This window comes from Bowmanella yangjiangensis, from assembly GCF_017255015.1.
Classification (GTDB): Bacteria; Pseudomonadota; Gammaproteobacteria; order Enterobacterales; family Alteromonadaceae; genus Bowmanella; species Bowmanella yangjiangensis.
Window position 1 is genome coordinate 253,207 of record NZ_JAFKCS010000003.1, and the last position, 17,768, is coordinate 270,974.

Consider the following 17,768-nt stretch of genomic DNA (forward strand, 5'->3'; position numbering starts at 1 on the left):
TAAAATTTTCGGTCCCATCCCTGACTATAAAGAAACTTTCACTGGGCTAAGCACTGGGATTGCAAAGTCCTGCAAGTGACTTGCCTGGACTAAGCGGTTCAACTATCAGACGCAGATTTTTACAAATTCCAACGAGCTCTGACATCTTTGCTACAGGCCGCTCACAGACCTTCTATTGGCTAGGCGGCACACTGTCTCCCACACACATAAGGAGACACTCAATGTTAAAACCTGTTTTGTATTCACTGATATTTTTGGCGAGTGCGCCAGTGCTGGCTGAAGCCCAATCTTCTCCTCATTCTATGGGGGTAACGCTTGGCGGCGGTAGCGCCAAATTTAAAGATTCAAAAGAAGATGGTAATGGGGTGGGGCATTTGTACCTTTACTATCATTACAGCCTGACAGAGCAATTTGGGGTGGAGGCTGGCATTGTCGGCGGAACTGAGTCGAGTAACTGGGATTGCAAGAAAATTGACCGAGATAATTTCGAGTGCAGCAACGACCGCAAGCCGATTTTTGGTATTGGCGCCGATGATCTGGAATATTCCAATCTGGTGATTGCGGGGACGGCCAAGTTTCCACTAAGTGAGCGCAACAGCATCTATGGTAAGTTGGGGTTGCAGTATTTTGACTATGAAATTAGTGGTGATAAGACCAAATTAGCTGATGACTCCGGCGTAGGCCTTTACCTTGAGGCTGGCTGGCAATATCGCTGGGACAGCGGTTGGGGTATGAATGTGGGGCTGAAGCATCTCCCTATGGATGATCTCAAAGTTGGTGGTTTGGATGTGGGAGTTAGCTACCGCTTTTGATTGAAAAAGGCCTGTTTTACAGGCCTTTTGTTTATTCCATGATTAACGGGTCTGAATGCGTTTAACGCCTTGTTGCCATTGACTGTACAGGAAGTCTCTCTTGCTTTTATCCATACTGGGTGTAAAGGCTTTATCCTGTTGCCAAAGGGCGGCAATATCGTCTAAAGATTCATAAATGCCGGCTTGCAACCCCGCCAGGTAGGCGACACCTAATACCGTGGTTTCGTTTATTTTGCTGCGCTGCACTTCGCCACCTAACATGTCGGCCAGAAACTGCATAAGCCAATCGTTCTTCACCATGCCGCCGTCTACTTTCAAGCTCACAGGGCGCACACCGTCTGCCTCCATGGCTTTTTGCAGATCTTTGGTTTGATAACACACCGATTGCAAACCGGCGCTGACAATTTCCTTAATGCCAGTATCCCGGGTCAGGCCCAGAATGGCCCCTCTGGCATCGGGATCCCAATAAGGTGCGCCCAGGCCGGTAAAGGCCGGCACTAATAAGACCCCATGATTAATATCCACTTCGCGGGCCAGTTGTTCTGACTCGCCAGCTTGTTCAATCAGATGTAAGCCATCCCGTAGCCACTGAATGGTGGCCCCGGCCATAAAAATGCTGCCTTCCAGGGCATAGGTGGGTTTGCCGTTCAGTCGGTAAGCTAAGGTGGTGAGCAAACGATTTTGCGAATGCAGGGCCTCTGCACCGGTATTGAGCATTAAGAAACAACCGGTGCCATAAGTGCTTTTAGCCATGCCACTTTCGAAACAGCACTGACCTACTAACGCGGCTTGCTGATCGCCGGCCATAGCCAGGATAGAAATTGCACCACCAAACCATTGCGGGTCTGTTTCGCCGTAATGATGCGCCGAATCCTCTACTTGCGGGAGCAGGCTTGCTGGAATACCAAAAAGTTTAAGTAGCTCCGGATCCCATTGCTGCTGATGAATATCGAATAACAAGGTTCGGGAGGCGTTGGTGGCATCGGTCGTATGCACTTTGCCGTCGGTTAGCTTCCAGAGCAGAAAGCAATCCACGGTGCCAAACAGCAGTTGGCCCTGTTCGGCTTTTTGTTTGGCGTCTGGCACATTGTCGAGAAGCCAGCGGATTTTGCTGGCGCAGAAGTAAGGGTCGAGCAGCAATCCGGTTTTCTTTTGCAGCCTTTCTTCCAGCTTGGGGTCCGACTCTGCCATGCGCTGACAATACTCAGCGGTGCGTCTGTCCTGCCAGACAATGGCTGGATAAATTGGCTCGCCAGTGTGCTTATCCCAAATCAAGGTGGTTTCCCGTTGATTGGTGATACCCAGACCAATGATGTCTGTGGCTTTGAGTTGGTTTTCCTGCAGCAACTGGCGACAACAGTCCAAAACCGTATGCCATAAGTCTCTCGGGTCATGTTCTACCCAGCTTGGCTTTGGATAATGCTGGGTAAAATCCCGTTGCACCATATCCATAATGCGTCCTTTAGCGTCCACCAATACAGCCCTGGAACTGGTAGTGCCCTGATCAACGGCAAGCAAGTAACGGCTCATTGTGTTTCCTTTAAATCCGGTTGACATAACCATATGCGAGTCAGGCTGTAATTGCATCCTGATGGATTGTCACTGGGTATTGATCTGGATACATTGAGGGTCTGTACCGGGCTTAATGTTAAAGGAATGGCCGGTGGATAAATTTAACTTGTTAGTGGTAGGTGGCGGCATCAATGGCGTTGGCATCGCAGCCGATGCGGCCGGGCGAGGCCTGTCGGTGTTGTTATGTGAACAGCAGGATCTTGGCTGGGCTACTTCGTCATCCAGCAGTAAGCTAATTCATGGTGGCTTACGTTATCTGGAGCAATACGAATTTCGCTTGGTGCATCACGCATTGGCCGAACGAGAAGTGCTGCTGAAGAATGCGCCGCATATTATCCGGCCGCTGCGTTTTCGCCTGCCGCACCGGCCCCATTTACGCCCAGCCTGGATGATTCGCACCGGTTTATTCTTGTATGACCATCTGGCAACCAGAGTCAGCCTGCCGGCTTCTGCCAGAGTCAGGATGGATGAGCAAAGCCCATTATTGGCGGACATTGACACCTGTTTCGAATATTCCGATGGTTGGGTTGATGATGCCAGGCTGGTGAGCTTAGTCGCCCAGCAGGCACGTAATCATGGCGCGCTGATTCTGCCAAGAACCCGCTGCACTGCGGCAAGGCGAGAAAATGGCGCTTGGCGGGTGGAACTGACTGATCCATTGGGACAAATAAGAGAAGTCTTGGCCAAAACCCTAGTGAATGCCGCAGGGCCCTGGGTGGGCCGCTTTTTACAGGATGGGGTGAAAGAACACACACACAACAGCATACGCCTGGTGCAGGGCAGCCATATTATTGTGCCTCGGGTTAATGACCAATCTTATGCTTATATATTGCAGCATACCGATGGGCGGATAGTGTTTGTGATCCCCTATGAACAGCAATTTTCCCTGATTGGCACCACCGAAGTGGAATATCAAGGCGACCCAGGGCAAGTGCAGATTAGTCAGGGAGAAATTGATTATCTGTTGGGTGTGGTGAATAGCTACTTTAAGGTAAAACTAACTGCAGAGCAGATAGTACATAGCTTCTCCGGAGTCAGGCCACTATTGGATGACCACCAGGATTCTGCTGGCAAAGTAACCCGTGACTATCGCTTTGAACTGAGTGAGGAAGACAGTGATGCGCCGCTGTTGACCATATTCGGTGGCAAGATCACCACCTACCGGCGATTAGCCCAAGCTGCAGTTAACAAACTGGCGACTTATTTCCCGGAAATGGGCAGACCCTGGACGGCCTCAGCAGCGTTGCCGGGTGGGGATTTCGAGCATCTCGACAGCCTTATCAAAGAGTTAACTGGCACGTGGAGCTGGTTGGATACAAAGGTACTGGGGCGCTATGCCAAACAGTACGGTACCCTAACTAACGCCCTTTTAGCCGGGTGCCAGAGTATGATGGATTTAGGTAAGCACTTTGGACAGGGCTTGTATCAAAAAGAAGTGGATTATCTGTGTGAGCAGGAATGGGCGTTAAGCGCAGAGGATATTTTGTGGCGGCGCACAAAGCTTGGGTTGCACTTTAGCTCAGCACAGCGTGAGCAATTAGCCAAGTACTTACAATGCAAGGCATAACCAAGAGAAAGGGACAGGGATGCGAAGGAGTCATTTAATCTGGGCAGCGATAGCGATACTGGCTTGTATAGGCGGATGGCACTGGGGAGCTAAGCGGCAGACCGTACAACTTGCCGCTCCTCTCGAACGAGCCGCTGATTCTGTTATGCCAATCGTTAGCAGCCAACATCCGATGCTTGCTCATCAAGCTCATGGTGGTGAACCTCGAAGCGAGTTCAACATCTATCTGCAAGCTTATCAGGAAGTGGCCTCAATGTCAGAAGAGGCCTTACGAGCCAAGCTCACCGAGCTTTCATCTCACCAAGATCTGCATTACCGAAATGGGCTGTCAAAGATCTACTTTAGCCGTCTGGTCAGCCTTAATGGTGCGGGAGCCTTTGAGTTGGCATTACAGCTGTATTCCGAACAACGACAAGCTCACCCGATACTAGCCGCTGTTGCCCATGAATGGATGCTGATGGCACCGCAAGAATTACTCAGGCGTATTGACGCTATTGCTGACAAGTACCTGCAAACTCGTTTACTGATTTCATTGTTGGAAGACCCAGCGTCTGGCTCTTTGGTTGATTCCGAGCAACTGCTGACCAGGCTACCGCCGCAGTACCGCCGATCACTGGAACTCAAAATTCAGCCAGATGAAGAACCTGAGCACATATTTGAACGGTTCCTGTCGGGGGATTTTTCGGCCGTTGAAAGAGAATCAGGACTAATGACGGCACTTCTTAAATGGAGTGAAAGTGACCCAAGTGCAGCGCTGGATAAAGTGCTAACCAGTTTACCTGAGGCTAAGCATAGAAAATTTGCTACGTTGATTTTGAGGCGCTGGGCGACGCATTCACCTATGTTGGCATTGCAACGTGCTACAGCCATGGAGCGCGGCAATGGAAGCCTGATCACCACGGTGTTGCAAGGCATGGCTGAGCGGGATGGCAGGGCAGCTATGCAGCAATATCTCAACTACCAAGAAAGGCTGCAGCCTAGCGCGGTACAAGAGCTGTTAAGTAGCTGGGCTATGCATGACCTAAGTGACGCACTAGCTTATGTGGAACAAGAAGGACATTGGATTGATGAGCAACATCTGATGACCTTGGCTATACAGTACGCTGAGCAGCAACCTTATGCTGCTTTGCAGTGGGTAAGTGATCGGCAACTGCCTGTGTCAATTCAGCAAAATATTGCAAAACGAATAGTAATAACAGCGCCCTCTCAAGCTGAATCAATACTTGAACAAACCACTAACCAGATTATCCGTGATAGCCTTATTGAGGACATTGCTAAAATCAAACTGGACAGCGGATTTGAACAAGCCAGTACCTGGCTGCGAGCTAATGTGCCAGTTGAGCAATTTAACAAGAAACAGAAGAGTCTGCTCAGACAGCTTGCCTATAGCGACCCAGCAACAGCTGCCGAGTATGTTATGCAAAGTACAGAGCCTGATGGCCGTTTAATTTCGCGTATTGCTGAATTTTGGGCTGCCAGCGATATATCGGCTGCCAGAGGTTGGGTGATTTCTTTGCCACCGGGAGAGTTGAAAGATCAGGCTATCGGAGGCTACCTATCCAGCTTAACCTCAGGCCAACTTACAGAGGCCCCTGCACTTTTGCAACAAGTCAGCAACCAGAAATATCGTCAACGTCTGCAAGCTCGCATCAACAAAGGTTAACCAGCTCCTGATTATGGCAGGAGCTGGCGCGCCACTTAGCGTTGTTTAGCTATCCATTCATTGGTCAACTCTTCGAGTAAATCCAGCGGTAGGCTGCCGGTACGCAGGATCTGATCATGGAAGGCGCGGATATCAAACTTGTCGCCAAGTCGTTGTTCTGCGCGACGGCGCAATTCAAGAATTTTCAGCTCGCCGATTTTGTAGGAAAGCGCCTGGCCTGGCCAGCTTACATAGCGGTCAATCTGATTAACCACATCCGGCATCGACAGCGCCGTATTGTCAGCCAGATAATCAATGGCCTGCTGCCTAGTCCAGCCCAGTGCATGCATGCCGGTGTCGACCACCAGACGACTGGCACGCCAGGTCTCATAAGTTAACCTACCAAAATCGCTGTATGGATCTTGGTAGAAACCCATTTCTTTACCCAGGCGCTCTGAATAGAGCCCCCAACCCTCACCATAGGCCGAGTGGTACAAGGTTTTACGGAACTCCGGCATATCCATTTCACCGGCAATGGCGGATTGAAAATGGTGCCCAGGCTCGGCTTCGTGAAAGGTCAGGGCTTCAAGGTTGTAAAGGGGTTCAGCCTTGAGATCCTTGGTACCAATAAAATAGGTTCCGGACGTAGTACCGCTGCCGTCTGAAGCGACATAGTAAGCACCGCCGCCTGGGCTCGCTTTAATGTCAAAGGTGTTGCGGGGCAGGGTGATAAACCATTTAGGCAGTTGTCCCGCCATCTTGCGGGTAATGTAGGCGGCTTTTTCCAGTAGTTGCAGCTCTGAGGTTGCGTAGAACTTCGGATCGGTACGTAGGTACTCGATAAATTGCTTAAAGTCGCCTTTAAAGCCGACCTTCTCAATGATTTCCTGCATCTCAGCACGGATACGCTTAACCTCGCTTAACCCAAGCTGGTGGATCTGCTCAGCAGGCATATTAGTTGTGGTGTAAAAATGGATAAGATATTGGTAGTAATCTTTTCCGCCGGGCAGGCCGCTGATACCCACCTCTTGGCGGCAGTTTGGCATATATTGGCCGGTAAAAAAGTCATACAGTTTCTTATATTCGGGTATCACGCTCTGTGCGATTAGCTTTTTCCCTTGTTGGGAAAGAGCCTGCTGTTGGTCGACTGAAATGCGTGAGGGCATATGCTTAAATGGTGCAAAGAACACTGATTCTTCTACATCATTCACCAGATGTTTGCTGATAGTTTGCTCGTAACCAGCAAAGCTTTGGCAGTAATGCGTGTGACCTTTGCTGATGGCTTCCTGCAGATTAGTCAGGTAATCCTGGTTGTAGCGGGGAAAGTCTGCCAGACTAACCAGGTAATTGTCGTAATCCTCTTTGCTCAGAAACGACATATTGTCAGGCGCGGCAGCAAAGTAAGTGTGATAACCAGCATAAATAGTAAAAGGATAGAGATGGTCCAACTGTTGATAACTTTCAGCTTCGCTCTGCCTCTCATATTTGAACAATCGATAGGTCAGTTGATCGGCTGTTGACAGCTGATGCCAGTCAATTTTTTCCAGCTGTTGGAGCATTTCTCTATTGAATGAAGCGCGCCTTTGACGACCTTGCTCTGACATATCCGGTAACTTGCCATTCATGCGAAAAGTATCGGGATCTTTACGGAAGAATATTTGTTCCTTATTGGCTTCCTGCCAATGACGTTCCAGTAAGTGCTTAAATGATGTGGTTGCTGATTCTGCCATGACTGGCTGGCTGAGTATTAGCCCCAGCAGGGTAAAAGATAATGTTGTTTTTCTCATTGGGTTCTCCAAGGCTGACGCTGGTCACGCTATCCCATTTCCCGTCGTTTGAACAGGCGTATGGGTATGAAGCCTGCGTTGCATGCTATTAACGGTTAATAAGGGTAAAAAATGGGGAGCGTTTTTTGAACAATTCAGCCGATAGAGTAGACTAAGACAGAGAAAGCCGGGCTGTATCCTAATGCAATGGAGTGTCGGCAATCGCCAACTACCGGGGAGGGAAGTACCATGTCATGCCACATCCTGTATTTTGCCTATGGCTCCAATATGTCGCAGGCCAGGCTTTCTGCCCGTATTCCCTCGGCGACCAAACTTATTGCAGCAGAATTGATGGGTTTTGTACTGGCTTTCAATAAACCCGGCATAGATGGTTCAGCGAAAGGCAATTTGCTGCGCACCGGCGACCCTATAGACAGTGTATGGGGCGTGGTGTACCAAATTGATGCCACAGCATTGCCATTGTTAGACAGCATCGAAGGTGATGGATACATCAGGCGCACAGTGGCAGTTTACCTGGATGATATCCGGCTCGAAGTGCAAACCTATCTAGCCACCCACATTCAACCCGACCTTAGACCCTTTACTTGGTATAAAAACCACGTGCTGACCGGTGCCCAGGAACACCAGTTGCCTGCCGAACATATTGCAAGTATCCGCAAAGTGAGAACCATCAAAGACCCTTCATTGCTGAGGCATCAGGCCGAGATGTCTTTGTATCGCACCTCCGCGCCAGCCTGAGTTGATTTAAGAATAGTTATTTCTTAAACCATTTTGACTGCGCAGGCCTAGGTAAGGGTTCTCAAGCAGGAAAAAGCTGAAATTTTCACCTGCATGGCTTAGAATCGCCGCCTTTTTTCGACGCGGTGAAGTAAAAAATGCTGGAGAAACTCTTCAAGTTGTCTGCCAGAGGCAGTGATGTCAAAACCGAGGTATTTGCCGGGCTGACTATCTTCCTGACCATGGCCTATATCATCTTTGTGAACCCTTCCATTCTTGCTGACGCGGGTATGGATAAGGGCGCGGTGTTTGTGGCGACCTGCCTGGCTGCGGCTATTGGTTGTTTGATTATGGGCCTGGTGGCTAATTTCCCGCTGGCGCTTGCACCTGGTATGGGGCTGAACGCCTTTTTCACCTATGGTGTGGTGCAATCTATGGGCCACAGTTGGCAGACAGCACTGGGCGCGGTGTTTTTATCCGGCATTCTGTTTTTTGCCTTGAGCGCCTTTAAGGTGCGCGAGTGGATCATCAACGCCATTCCCAGAACCTTGAAGTTGGGTATTGCCACAGGTATTGGCGCCTTTCTGGCGATGATTGCACTCAAAAATGCCGGCATTATAGTGGCGCATCCTGTTACTTTGGTGACTTTAGGGGATCTGACCCAGTTTGTACCACTAATGAGCATTCTCGGTTTCTTTCTGATTGCGGCCTTCACGGCCCGTAATCTGCCCGGGGCGGTGCTGTTTGCCATATTGGCGATGACCATTGTTGGCTTATTGAGCGGTGACGTGCAATACAACGGCATAGTCTCAGCACCGCCCTCGTTGGCTCCAACCTTCCTACAAATGGACATTCAAGCGGCGCTGGAAATATCCATGTTGAGCGTAGTCTTTGGCTTTCTGTTTGTTGATTTGTTTGATACCTCAGGCACGTTAATCGCAGTTACGCAAAAAGCCGGCTTGGCCGATAAAAATGGCCATGTGCCAGGGCTTGGCAAAGCCCTGATGAGTGACAGTGCGGCGACTATTGCGGGCGCTTCACTGGGAACGTCCACAACCACAAGTTATGTCGAAAGTGCGGCGGGTGTAGCGGCTGGAGGCCGTACCGGACTCACTGCCGTGGTGGTGGGACTACTGTTCTTGTTGAGTATTTTCTTTGCGCCTTTGGCGGGTATGATCCCGGTATATGCCACCGCTGGTGCGATTTTCTATGTCGCCATTTTGATGCTGTTCAACTTGCGCGAGATTGATTGGGAAGATATTACCGAGGCCGCACCGGTTACTGTAGTATTACTCTTTACGCCGCTGACGTTTTCCATTGCGCATGGCATTACCCTGGCATTTATTACTTACGCTTTTGCCAAAGCCGTGTGCGGTAAATGGCGCGAAGTCAGTGTCAGCGTGTGGGTGCTCACGGCACTATTTGTGTTGAAAATCGCGTTCTTCGACCATTAAACCTAATCAGTTTTGGCAAATAAAAAAGGGAGCTCTAGCTCCCTTTTTCGGTTTAATAAGTGTTACTTTGTCAGGATATCCAGAATATCCGCCAGTTCAGTTTTGCCCTGGGCAATTTCCTCTGGGGTCAAACCTGATAGCTCATGAGGGAACACCAGCCACTCATCGCTCTTGTTCACATAATAGTCTGGAACGATATCAACCTTGCTGTTCTGAGGTTTGTACCAGGGGCAGGCAACACGGATATCATGAGGTGTGTTCAATCGCGACAGCTTACGAATCTGAGTTAGCAGCGCTTCAATACTGCGACCGGAATCGAACACGTCATCTACGATCAACAATTTGTCATCTGCATTCGCGTTTTCAATCAGATAGTGCAAACCATGCACTTTGATTTCTTTAGACTGCTTACCGATACCGTAATAGGAAGAGGTACGTACAGCAATATGATCGGTTTTCACATGCTTGTAATCGAAGAATTCCTGCACGGCAATCCCGATAGGTGCACCACCGCGCCAGATACCGATGATATAGTCAGGGCGAAAACCGTCCTCATAAACTATGGAGGCCAGGCGAAAAGCGTCCTGCAGCAGTTCCTGTGAGGTGATGAATTTCTTGTCCGACATACCGCTCACTCTAGTTGATTAAAAAGGGCGCGAATTATAGAGGAATCGAGGAGAAATTACAGGTTTTTACGACGATCTTGCCGGCATTGTCTGCGGCGAATGTGCTTTCTAATAAGGCTGGGGAGATAGGCAGCGATAAAGTGCCGTCATATACTCAGTCATCATTGATTTTAAGGGATCCCGTTATGCAGTTGATGAAAGCCAGTTGGATTGAAGTTGAAAAATATCTACAGACATCTAAAGCCATAGTGATCCCTATTGGCTCGGTGGAGCAGCATGGACCCAATGGGCTGTTAGGGACGGACGCCTTGTGTCCGGAAATCATTGCTCACCGCGCTGCCGAACAGGCAGATATTCTGGTTGGCCCAACTTTTAACGTGGGGTGCGCGCAACACCATCTGGGGTTTGCCGGTACTATAACCCTGCGCCCCTCGACCATGATTGCAGCCATCCAGGATTGGACCACCTCGCTGCGCCGACACGGATTTGAACGTATTTATTGGTTAAACGGCCATGGCGGTAATATACCCACCATCAATGCTGCGTTTTCTGAGGTTTATGCCGAGTTGAGTTTTGCTAACACCCCGCCGGTACCCGGCTTGCAACTTAAGTTGCAAAACTGGTGGCAACTTGCTGGCGTCAGTGAGCTGTGTAATGAAATTTATCCCGTAGGGCATGGTATGCATGCGACAGCATCCGAAGTGGCGGTAACCTATGCCGGCTGTCCCGATGCGCAAAAACAGGTGGAAATGATGCCGAAAATTGCCCCCCTTGGTGAAATAAGTCACGCCTATGCTTATCGGCAAAGTTTCCCTGATGGCCGTATTGGTTCTGATCCCAGCCAGGCCTGCGTAGAAGACGGACAACGTATTATTGAGTTTGCCGCAAAAGCGCTGATTGAGGAATTTTCCTCCTTCTCCGCGAGATAGACGGAAATACTATTCGTCCACTTGATGCAATTGGGCGGCCGGTATTTGCGCAATAATAGCGTTATGTAATCTGCTTAGATTTATCGGTTTACTGAGGTATGCATCCATCCCTGCGGCCAGGCATGCCTCTTCATCCCCTTGCATAGCATTGGCTGTCATAGCAATGATAGGAATATGGCTGTTAGCCTGCCCTCCTTCTCCCCGGCGAATGCGGCGGGTGGCGTCATAACCATCCATCACCGGCATTTGGCAATCCATTAATACAAGCTGAAAATTTTCAGGTGATGCGAGTTTTTTAATTGCCTCTGCACCATTCTCTGCCAAGTCAACTTGCAAACCCAGGCGTTCTAGCATGGATCTGGCGACCTCTTGATTAATCAAATTATCTTCCACCAACAGTACCTTGAGTTTCTGTTGTTCTGACGTGTTTGAAGTGGCATTAGGTTTGAGCAAAGGCAACTCACACAGGCCCGATTGCCAGGTGAGTAATTGTCCGGCCAATTCGATGGGGGACAGGGGCTTAAACAGGTTGGCAAAGCTGTACTTGCTGAGCGGCATTTGACCAGCACTTTGAATTCGATAGAGGGCGAGCAATGGCAGTTCGGCTGACCTAATAACCTCAATTAGCTCTTTATCCAGAATTAACAAATCGGTATCAAGCAGCAACATGTTCCATGGACGCTTTTGAACCAAGCTGTCTTGTATTTGTTGCTTCAGATCTTGAGTGGTACCGACCTGTTGAACGATAGCTCCCCAAGTGGTTAATTGTTTCGTGTATATTGATCGCGCAAGCTCCAAGGGAGCTGCAACCAAAATCTTATGTTTGGTTAAGTCTGGTATCTTGGCGTCTGCCCCTTCCGAAGGCGCTAAAGTTACCTCAACACTAAAGCAACTGCCTTTTCCTTCAGTGCTTTGCATGCTTATCTGGCCCTGCATCAGGTCACACAATTGGCGACAAATAGCGAGTCCCAAACCTGTGCCACCATAGTGACGTGTCGTTGACACATCAACCTGAGTAAACGGGGTAAACAAATCTGCCTGGCGAGAAGCTGGAATACCAATACCAGTGTCAATTACCTCGGCATATAAACGTAACCTTTGACCAGACGACTGGGTACGACAACGCAGTAGTACATGTCCTTTGTGTGTAAACTTAATAGCATTACCAATCAGGTTAACCAAAATCTGTCTCAATCTGCCTGGGTCGCCGATAACCCATGGGTGCTGAACATCCTGCACGTCTAGCAGTAGCTCCAACCCTTTGCTCTGTGCTTTAAGAGCAGAAGCGTTGGCAATATCTACCAACAAGTGTTTAAGTTCGAAGCGAGTGGCCTCCAACTCCATTTTTCCAGCATCTACTTTAGAGAAATCCAGTATATCGTTGAGTAGGCCAAGCAATGATTCCGCACTGCTTCTGACGATATTGGTACGATGTCGTTGTTCATCGTTCTGATCACCGGCCTGCATTAAATCGAGCATGCCGAGAATACCATTCATAGGGGTGCGAATTTCGTGACTCATCACCGCGAGGAACTCACTTTTCGCTTTGGCGGCCTTTTCTGCACTTTCTTTAGCACTGACTAAGGCTTTCTCTGCACGCTTGCGCTGCTCGGTGGAATGAATAGTGCCGGTTAAGGTGGCAAGTGAACTGATGAAAGCCGTCTCGGCCTCAGTCCAACTTCTTTTGCTGCCAATATGCTCTGCACAAAGCACCCCCACAATGCTGCTACCGCCGTTAATGATAGTGCACAACATAGCTTGGGGGTCTTGTGTGCTTAAGTAGGACGCGGTTAGTTCCGATGTTCGAATGTCCTGCTGTACATCTTCCGCGGCAATATGAGAGTCCATATATAACGCTGCAAAAAAGTGCGGGTAGTCTTTTTGTTTTAATTCATCACCATGACTAAAAGTCTCTGTACTGCGCTGGAATGTGATACAGCAGTAGAGGTTACTTCTGTCTTCGTTGAACAGCCACAGGCTCGCCCTTTCAACCTCCAGGCCATAACTTAGCTGCTCTACCAGAGTGTGCTTAGCTAGCCCCAGTTCTCCTTGCAGTATTGTCGGGTGGACTGTCAGTCGGGCAAGTATCTCATTGTGGCGTGCTATTTTTTCATCGGCTTTTTGTGCGCGTTTTCGCGAATTAATATCCTGGACTGAGCCAAATAATCTGATACAGCGTCCTTCTCTGAACTCGGCATTACAGGTTATTGAAACCCATATTTCATGACCTTTGGCGGTAACAGCCAGTAGTTCCAACTCCCAGGCTGAGCCATCTTTTATCGCGTTAGCTATGGCCTTCTCAAAACGTTTGCGATGCTGACCGGCCTTTATAAAGGTAGCAGTGGTCCCAGCTTGTGGAACAAAGTCTTCATCTAACTCCAATATGGTTTTGGTCATTGTCGACCAGTAAACCCGGGACTTGATAAAGTCTTGCTCCCACGCACCGATACGGCCTTGTCTGCTCATGGACTCCAGCAGCTCTTTTTGCCTTGCCAGTTTTAATTCGCTGTCTCTTTCCTGAGTTACATCGCTGGCTGAAGCATATAACTTGCCTGTCGCGAGATCGGGGGTGGTGTACCAGCGCAAATAGACATAACTGCCGTCTTTGCATCGGAATCTGTTGGTAAAAGAGGTGGTTGGCTTACCATGCAGCAAGCTTTGCAACTCTGCCTGGGTTGCATCTGCATCTTCTGGGTGCACAAACTCCAAGTAAGGTGTTAGTAATAGCTCTGCTTCGCTATAGCCGAAAACCGTCTCAAATGCGCGATTAACCCGATCAAAAAAGCCATTTTTGTTGGCTATACAAAGCAAGTTTCGGGATACATCAAAGAAGCTTTGCAGCTCTTTCTGAGACCGCTCCAACTCAATACTGGCAAGCTTTTGTACGGTGATGTCAATGTGAGTGCCAACCATACGCACCGGCTTACCTTGAGCGTCCCACTCCACCACCTTGCCGGTGTCTAGTACCCAAATCCAGTTGCCGTCTTTGTGTCGCATACGGCTTTCACATATGTACCTGCTGCTTTCACCTTGCCAGTGACGGTCAAGTTGTGTGTCTGACTTGGCCAAGTCATCGGGATGCACCAGGCTTAGCCAGGTGCTGATGGAAACTGGCTGCAATTCCTCTAAACTGTAGCCCGCCATTTCAGCCCAGCGCTCGTTGATCCGGGTGGTGCCACTGGGAATGTGCCAGTCCCAGATACCTACCGCCGTGCTTTCCATGACCAGCTCTAATTGCTCTCGCTGTTCTTTGAGTAAGGCTTCGGTTTTTTTCTGTTGCGAGATGTCTTCAATGATTGACCAAATCATCTCTCGTCCCTGACTGTCCTGGATCAGCATGCCATTAAGTACGACGGGAAAACGGTGCCCTTGCTTGTGAATATATTCTTTTTCATAGGGGCCGTACTGACCAGTAGCTTTTAATTGCTGGAGCTGTTTTTGTTCCTGTTCTTTATAGGATCTAGGCGTAATCTGCCAGTAGTCGAGATCTTGAATCTCTTCTTTGCTATACCCGATGATATCCAGGAGCGCCTGGTTCGCCTCCAGAAAATGGCCGTTGTTAAAGTCGTTTAAGCCAATCCCCAATGGAGACATGCTAAACAGGCCCTTCAGGCGTTTTTCCTGATCCCGTCGTTTGTTAAGTAAGCTCACTAAAAGGTATAGAAAGACAAATAGGACTAAGCCCACAACAGTCAAAATGGTGCGGAATTCAGGCGCATTGTCAGCTGTGGTCGGCCACCCGTCCTTAGGAATGGCGGCGATCCGCCAGGTGCTCTCCGGTAAGGTCACTTGCATATGTATCGGATGCTTAGTCAAAATGTCTGGTGAGCCAAAAAATACCGCACCGCTATCTTCAAGAGAGGCGTCCTTGCTAAGCAATACTTGTAGATGACGTTTCTCATCCAGTAAGCCACTATTTTTATAAACCTGCTCTATATCAATAACGGCAGATACCAGTCCCCAGAAATGGGCCTGGTGCTGTTCGTCATAAATGTACACCGGAATGCGGCTTATAAAAGCTTGTCCTCCCTGAACCAAATCTATCGGCCCAGCTAACACCATTTTCCCGCTCTTCATTGCCAACTCTGCACTTTGCATTTGGTCTGGATGGGTCAGATAATTCAGACCAATGGCCTTCTCGTTCCCTTCCATAGGGTAAATCATGCGAATTACCATATCCGGTGCGGCGCCTATATTACGAAGCTCGGTATGAGTGCCAATCAGATGTTGGGCGATACTGGCAAAGCGCTGTTGGTTGATATGCGGTTCTGTCTGAATGACGGCTATTAAACCCCGTACCACCTGAACATTGCTGATGATGGTGCCTTCCAACTGTGCGCGTAAAACACTGAGTTCATCACTGACCGTGCGTTGGCTGATGCTAAGATAGCGACGATTGTTTAGATGATCGGCATAAAAGCCGAGAATGAATAACACCGCCAACATTAATAAGAGAAGTATGTTGCATGGGCGAGCTAGTCTTTGGGCAAACTTGAATTGGCTGCGAATTCGCTCAAGTGGTGACGTCAAGTTTGCTTATCCTTGTCTGGTATGGTCAATCTTACTACTTTCTTCTGTGTACCAATCTCCAAGAATAGTAGCAAGAACAATTTCCTGGCGTGAAAAATATCAATAAATCGCATTGAAAGCGCATTAAACAGGCCAATATTTGAAGTATAAAATAATGCGGAGTTAGTCCTATGTCAGATGTTGTTCAAATAGTTTGCCCCCAATGCGATGGAGTGAATCGTGTTTCTATCGAGAAGCTGGCATTGCAACCCTTATGCGGAAAATGTCGGGCTCCATTGATAACGGCGAAACCTATTGAATGTACAGATGCCAATTTGCAGCGGCATATTGAACGCAGTGACTTACCTGTACTGGTGGACTTTTGGGCGCCCTGGTGTGGCCCTTGTGTGGGCTTCGCACCAGTGTATGCAGAAGTTGCAGGGCAGGCGAAAGAACGGGTTCGCTTCTTGAAGTTGGATACTCAGGCCAATCAGCAAAGCGGTGCGGCTTTTGCCATTCGCTCTATTCCAACTTTGATTTTGTTTTATCAGGGCAAAGAAGTGGCCCGTATGTCCGGCGCCTTACCTAAATTGCAGTTTCAGCAATGGTTAGTTGAACAACTGCAAGCATTAAATTAACAGTCGGGAGGTGGAAATGTCTCTTTCAATGTACGGTGCATCGGTACCTGTATTACGTCACGGTTTACAGAATCTGCGGGCTATTTTGGCCAAGGCGGTAGCGTTTTCTGACAGTAAAAAAGTCGCATCTGAGGTGATTGCGGGGAGCCGTCTGGCCATTGATATGGTGCCCTTAAGCAAACAGGTGCAAATAGCTTGCGATACGGCTAAAGGCTGTGGCGCCAGGTTAAGCGGGGTAGAAAACCCCAGTTTTGCTGATGATGAGAAAACCTTGCAGGAGTTGTTGCAACGGGTGGACAAAACCCTGGCATTTCTTGAACAACTCAGCCCAGAACAATTTGCTGGCAGTGAAGATAAGGCAATTCAGTTGAATTTCCCCAGTATCACATTGAATTTCAACGGCCAGGATTATCTCCAGCAGTTTGTTTTGCCTAACTTCTACTTTCATGTCAGTACAGCCTACGGAATTTTGCGCCATATTGGCGTGGATATTGGTAAAAAGGATTACCTCGGAGCCATAGGCGGAGTATAAAAAAGGCGCCTGTTGCCAGGCGCCAAAGGGGTTGAGGAACTGGAGAATGTTGCGATAAGAAATTAGCTTAGTGGTTAGCCACAGTTTGCAGGCTGTCGGCACTCAGACGCAGGCTGACACGACGGTCGAAACTATCACCGTCAAGGCTGGAGTTGGTATCCAGCGGCATGGCTTCACCTAATGCCATGGTACTGATCCTTGCTGCTGAGACACCCTGACTGACCAGCAGTTGTTTTACCGACTCGACCCGCTCTGCAGAAAGACTCTGGTTATACGTTTCGTCACCACGACGGTCGGCAAAACCCGATAATTCAATTTTCAGCTGCTTGTTGTGCTGCATGGCATCAGCCAGTTCGGCAAGCTGCTGACTGTAAATGGATTCTAACTTGCTGGAACCGGTACGGAACTGCACATGCATAGTCAGATTGGTATCCATAGCCGCGTTCTCGCGCTCGGTCAGCGACACGAGTTGCAGACGCTGCTGCTCTTCACTATTACGCAGACGACCCAGCAGTTGCTGGTTAGATGCCAGCAGCTGATTTATTTCATCTTCATTTTGCGCCAAGGCGGTTTCCATGGTTTTAATTTCCTTGTCGGCTGCCACAGAGTGGCCGACAAAGATGCCTGAGATACCGCCGATAATGGCACCCAGTGGCCCACCAGCTATGGCACCGACCACCAGGCCTGAACCAAATCCGATGTTTTCGGCTTTCTTGATGTTCTCGCTCGCAGCCATGGCTGCTGGGGCAGATAAGGCCATCATCAATCCGGATACTATTACTAACTTTTTCATCTTTGCTCTCCTTAACGAGGGATATGTGTGTTTCGACAATTCCATTAAACACACAGCAGTTGGCACAAAAGGGGAGCAAAAAGGGCAATGCACCGATGAATTGTGGCGAAATCATGGCATTTGCTATGGCCTGCTAGTTTCCCCGAGCAGTTAAGGTATAGTCCGGCACATGCAAGAGGATTGTCGTCAT

13 protein-coding genes are annotated in these 17,768 nt (G+C 49.0%); 8 read left to right on the forward strand and 5 right to left on the reverse strand.

What is annotated here, in order from left to right:
- The first annotated feature begins 221 nt into the window (after positions 1-221).
- Entirely contained in the window at positions 222-812 is a 591-nt protein-coding gene (locus tag J0A65_RS05635) for a porin family protein (RefSeq protein WP_206593149.1), read from the forward strand.
- 42 nt (positions 813-854) lie between these two features.
- On the opposite strand, the gene glpK is transcribed toward J0A65_RS05635, so the two are convergent.
- On the reverse strand, positions 855-2,342 hold the full coding sequence (gene glpK, locus J0A65_RS05640; RefSeq protein ID WP_206593150.1) for a glycerol kinase GlpK: 1,488 nt from the start codon (positions 2,340-2,342) through the stop codon (positions 855-857).
- A gap of 133 nt (positions 2,343-2,475) precedes the next feature.
- Between glpK and glpD the strand changes: the two genes are divergently transcribed.
- A complete protein-coding gene (gene glpD / locus J0A65_RS05645) occupies positions 2,476-3,951 on the forward strand; it encodes a glycerol-3-phosphate dehydrogenase (RefSeq protein WP_332874301.1) in 1,476 nt (491 codons plus the stop codon).
- A gap of 145 nt (positions 3,952-4,096) precedes the next feature.
- On the forward strand, positions 4,097-5,614 hold the full coding sequence (locus tag J0A65_RS05650; RefSeq protein ID WP_206593152.1) for a hypothetical protein: 1,518 nt from the start codon (positions 4,097-4,099) through the stop codon (positions 5,612-5,614).
- Between the two features lie 35 nt (positions 5,615-5,649).
- Here the strand turns inward: J0A65_RS05650 and J0A65_RS05655 are convergent, their stop codons facing one another.
- Positions 5,650-7,380, reverse strand: a complete 1,731-nt coding sequence (locus J0A65_RS05655) for a DUF885 domain-containing protein (RefSeq protein WP_206593153.1) — start codon at positions 7,378-7,380, stop codon at positions 5,650-5,652.
- A gap of 228 nt (positions 7,381-7,608) precedes the next feature.
- Between J0A65_RS05655 and J0A65_RS05660 the strand changes: the two genes are divergently transcribed.
- Complete coding sequence (locus tag J0A65_RS05660; protein ID WP_206593154.1) at positions 7,609-8,118, forward strand: gamma-glutamylcyclotransferase family protein; 510 nt, start codon at positions 7,609-7,611, stop codon at positions 8,116-8,118.
- Between the two features lie 137 nt (positions 8,119-8,255).
- Entirely contained in the window at positions 8,256-9,551 is a 1,296-nt protein-coding gene (locus J0A65_RS05665) for an NCS2 family permease (RefSeq protein ID WP_206593155.1), read from the forward strand.
- A 62-nt stretch (positions 9,552-9,613) separates the two neighbouring features.
- On the opposite strand, the gene J0A65_RS05670 is transcribed toward J0A65_RS05665, so the two are convergent.
- Complete coding sequence (locus J0A65_RS05670; RefSeq protein WP_206593156.1) at positions 9,614-10,177, reverse strand: phosphoribosyltransferase; 564 nt, start codon at positions 10,175-10,177, stop codon at positions 9,614-9,616.
- Positions 10,178-10,362: 185 nt separating this feature from the next.
- Between J0A65_RS05670 and J0A65_RS05675 the strand changes: the two genes are divergently transcribed.
- Positions 10,363-11,106 (forward strand): creatininase family protein, encoded by a 744-nt coding sequence (locus J0A65_RS05675; RefSeq protein ID WP_206593157.1) that lies wholly within the window; start codon positions 10,363-10,365, stop codon positions 11,104-11,106.
- A gap of 9 nt (positions 11,107-11,115) precedes the next feature.
- Here J0A65_RS05675 and J0A65_RS05680 read toward each other — a convergent pair whose 3' ends face one another.
- Complete coding sequence (locus J0A65_RS05680; RefSeq protein WP_206593158.1) at positions 11,116-15,636, reverse strand: PAS domain S-box protein; 4,521 nt, start codon at positions 15,634-15,636, stop codon at positions 11,116-11,118.
- A 170-nt stretch (positions 15,637-15,806) separates the two neighbouring features.
- On the opposite strand from J0A65_RS05680, the gene trxC reads away from it, so the two are divergent.
- A complete protein-coding gene (trxC, locus tag J0A65_RS05685) occupies positions 15,807-16,253 on the forward strand; it encodes a thioredoxin TrxC (protein WP_206593159.1) in 447 nt (148 codons plus the stop codon).
- A gap of 16 nt (positions 16,254-16,269) precedes the next feature.
- Positions 16,270-16,785: a DUF1993 domain-containing protein gene (locus tag J0A65_RS05690; protein ID WP_232849758.1), complete on the forward strand. Its 516-nt coding sequence runs from the start codon at positions 16,270-16,272 to the stop codon at positions 16,783-16,785.
- 67 nt (positions 16,786-16,852) lie between these two features.
- On the opposite strand, the gene pdsO is transcribed toward J0A65_RS05690, so the two are convergent.
- The gene (gene pdsO / locus J0A65_RS05695) at positions 16,853-17,578 is read right to left on the reverse strand and encodes a sortase-associated OmpA-like protein PdsO (protein WP_206593160.1); all 726 of its coding nucleotides are present in this window, start codon (positions 17,576-17,578) and stop codon (positions 16,853-16,855) included.
- Positions 17,579-17,768 lie beyond the last annotated feature (190 nt).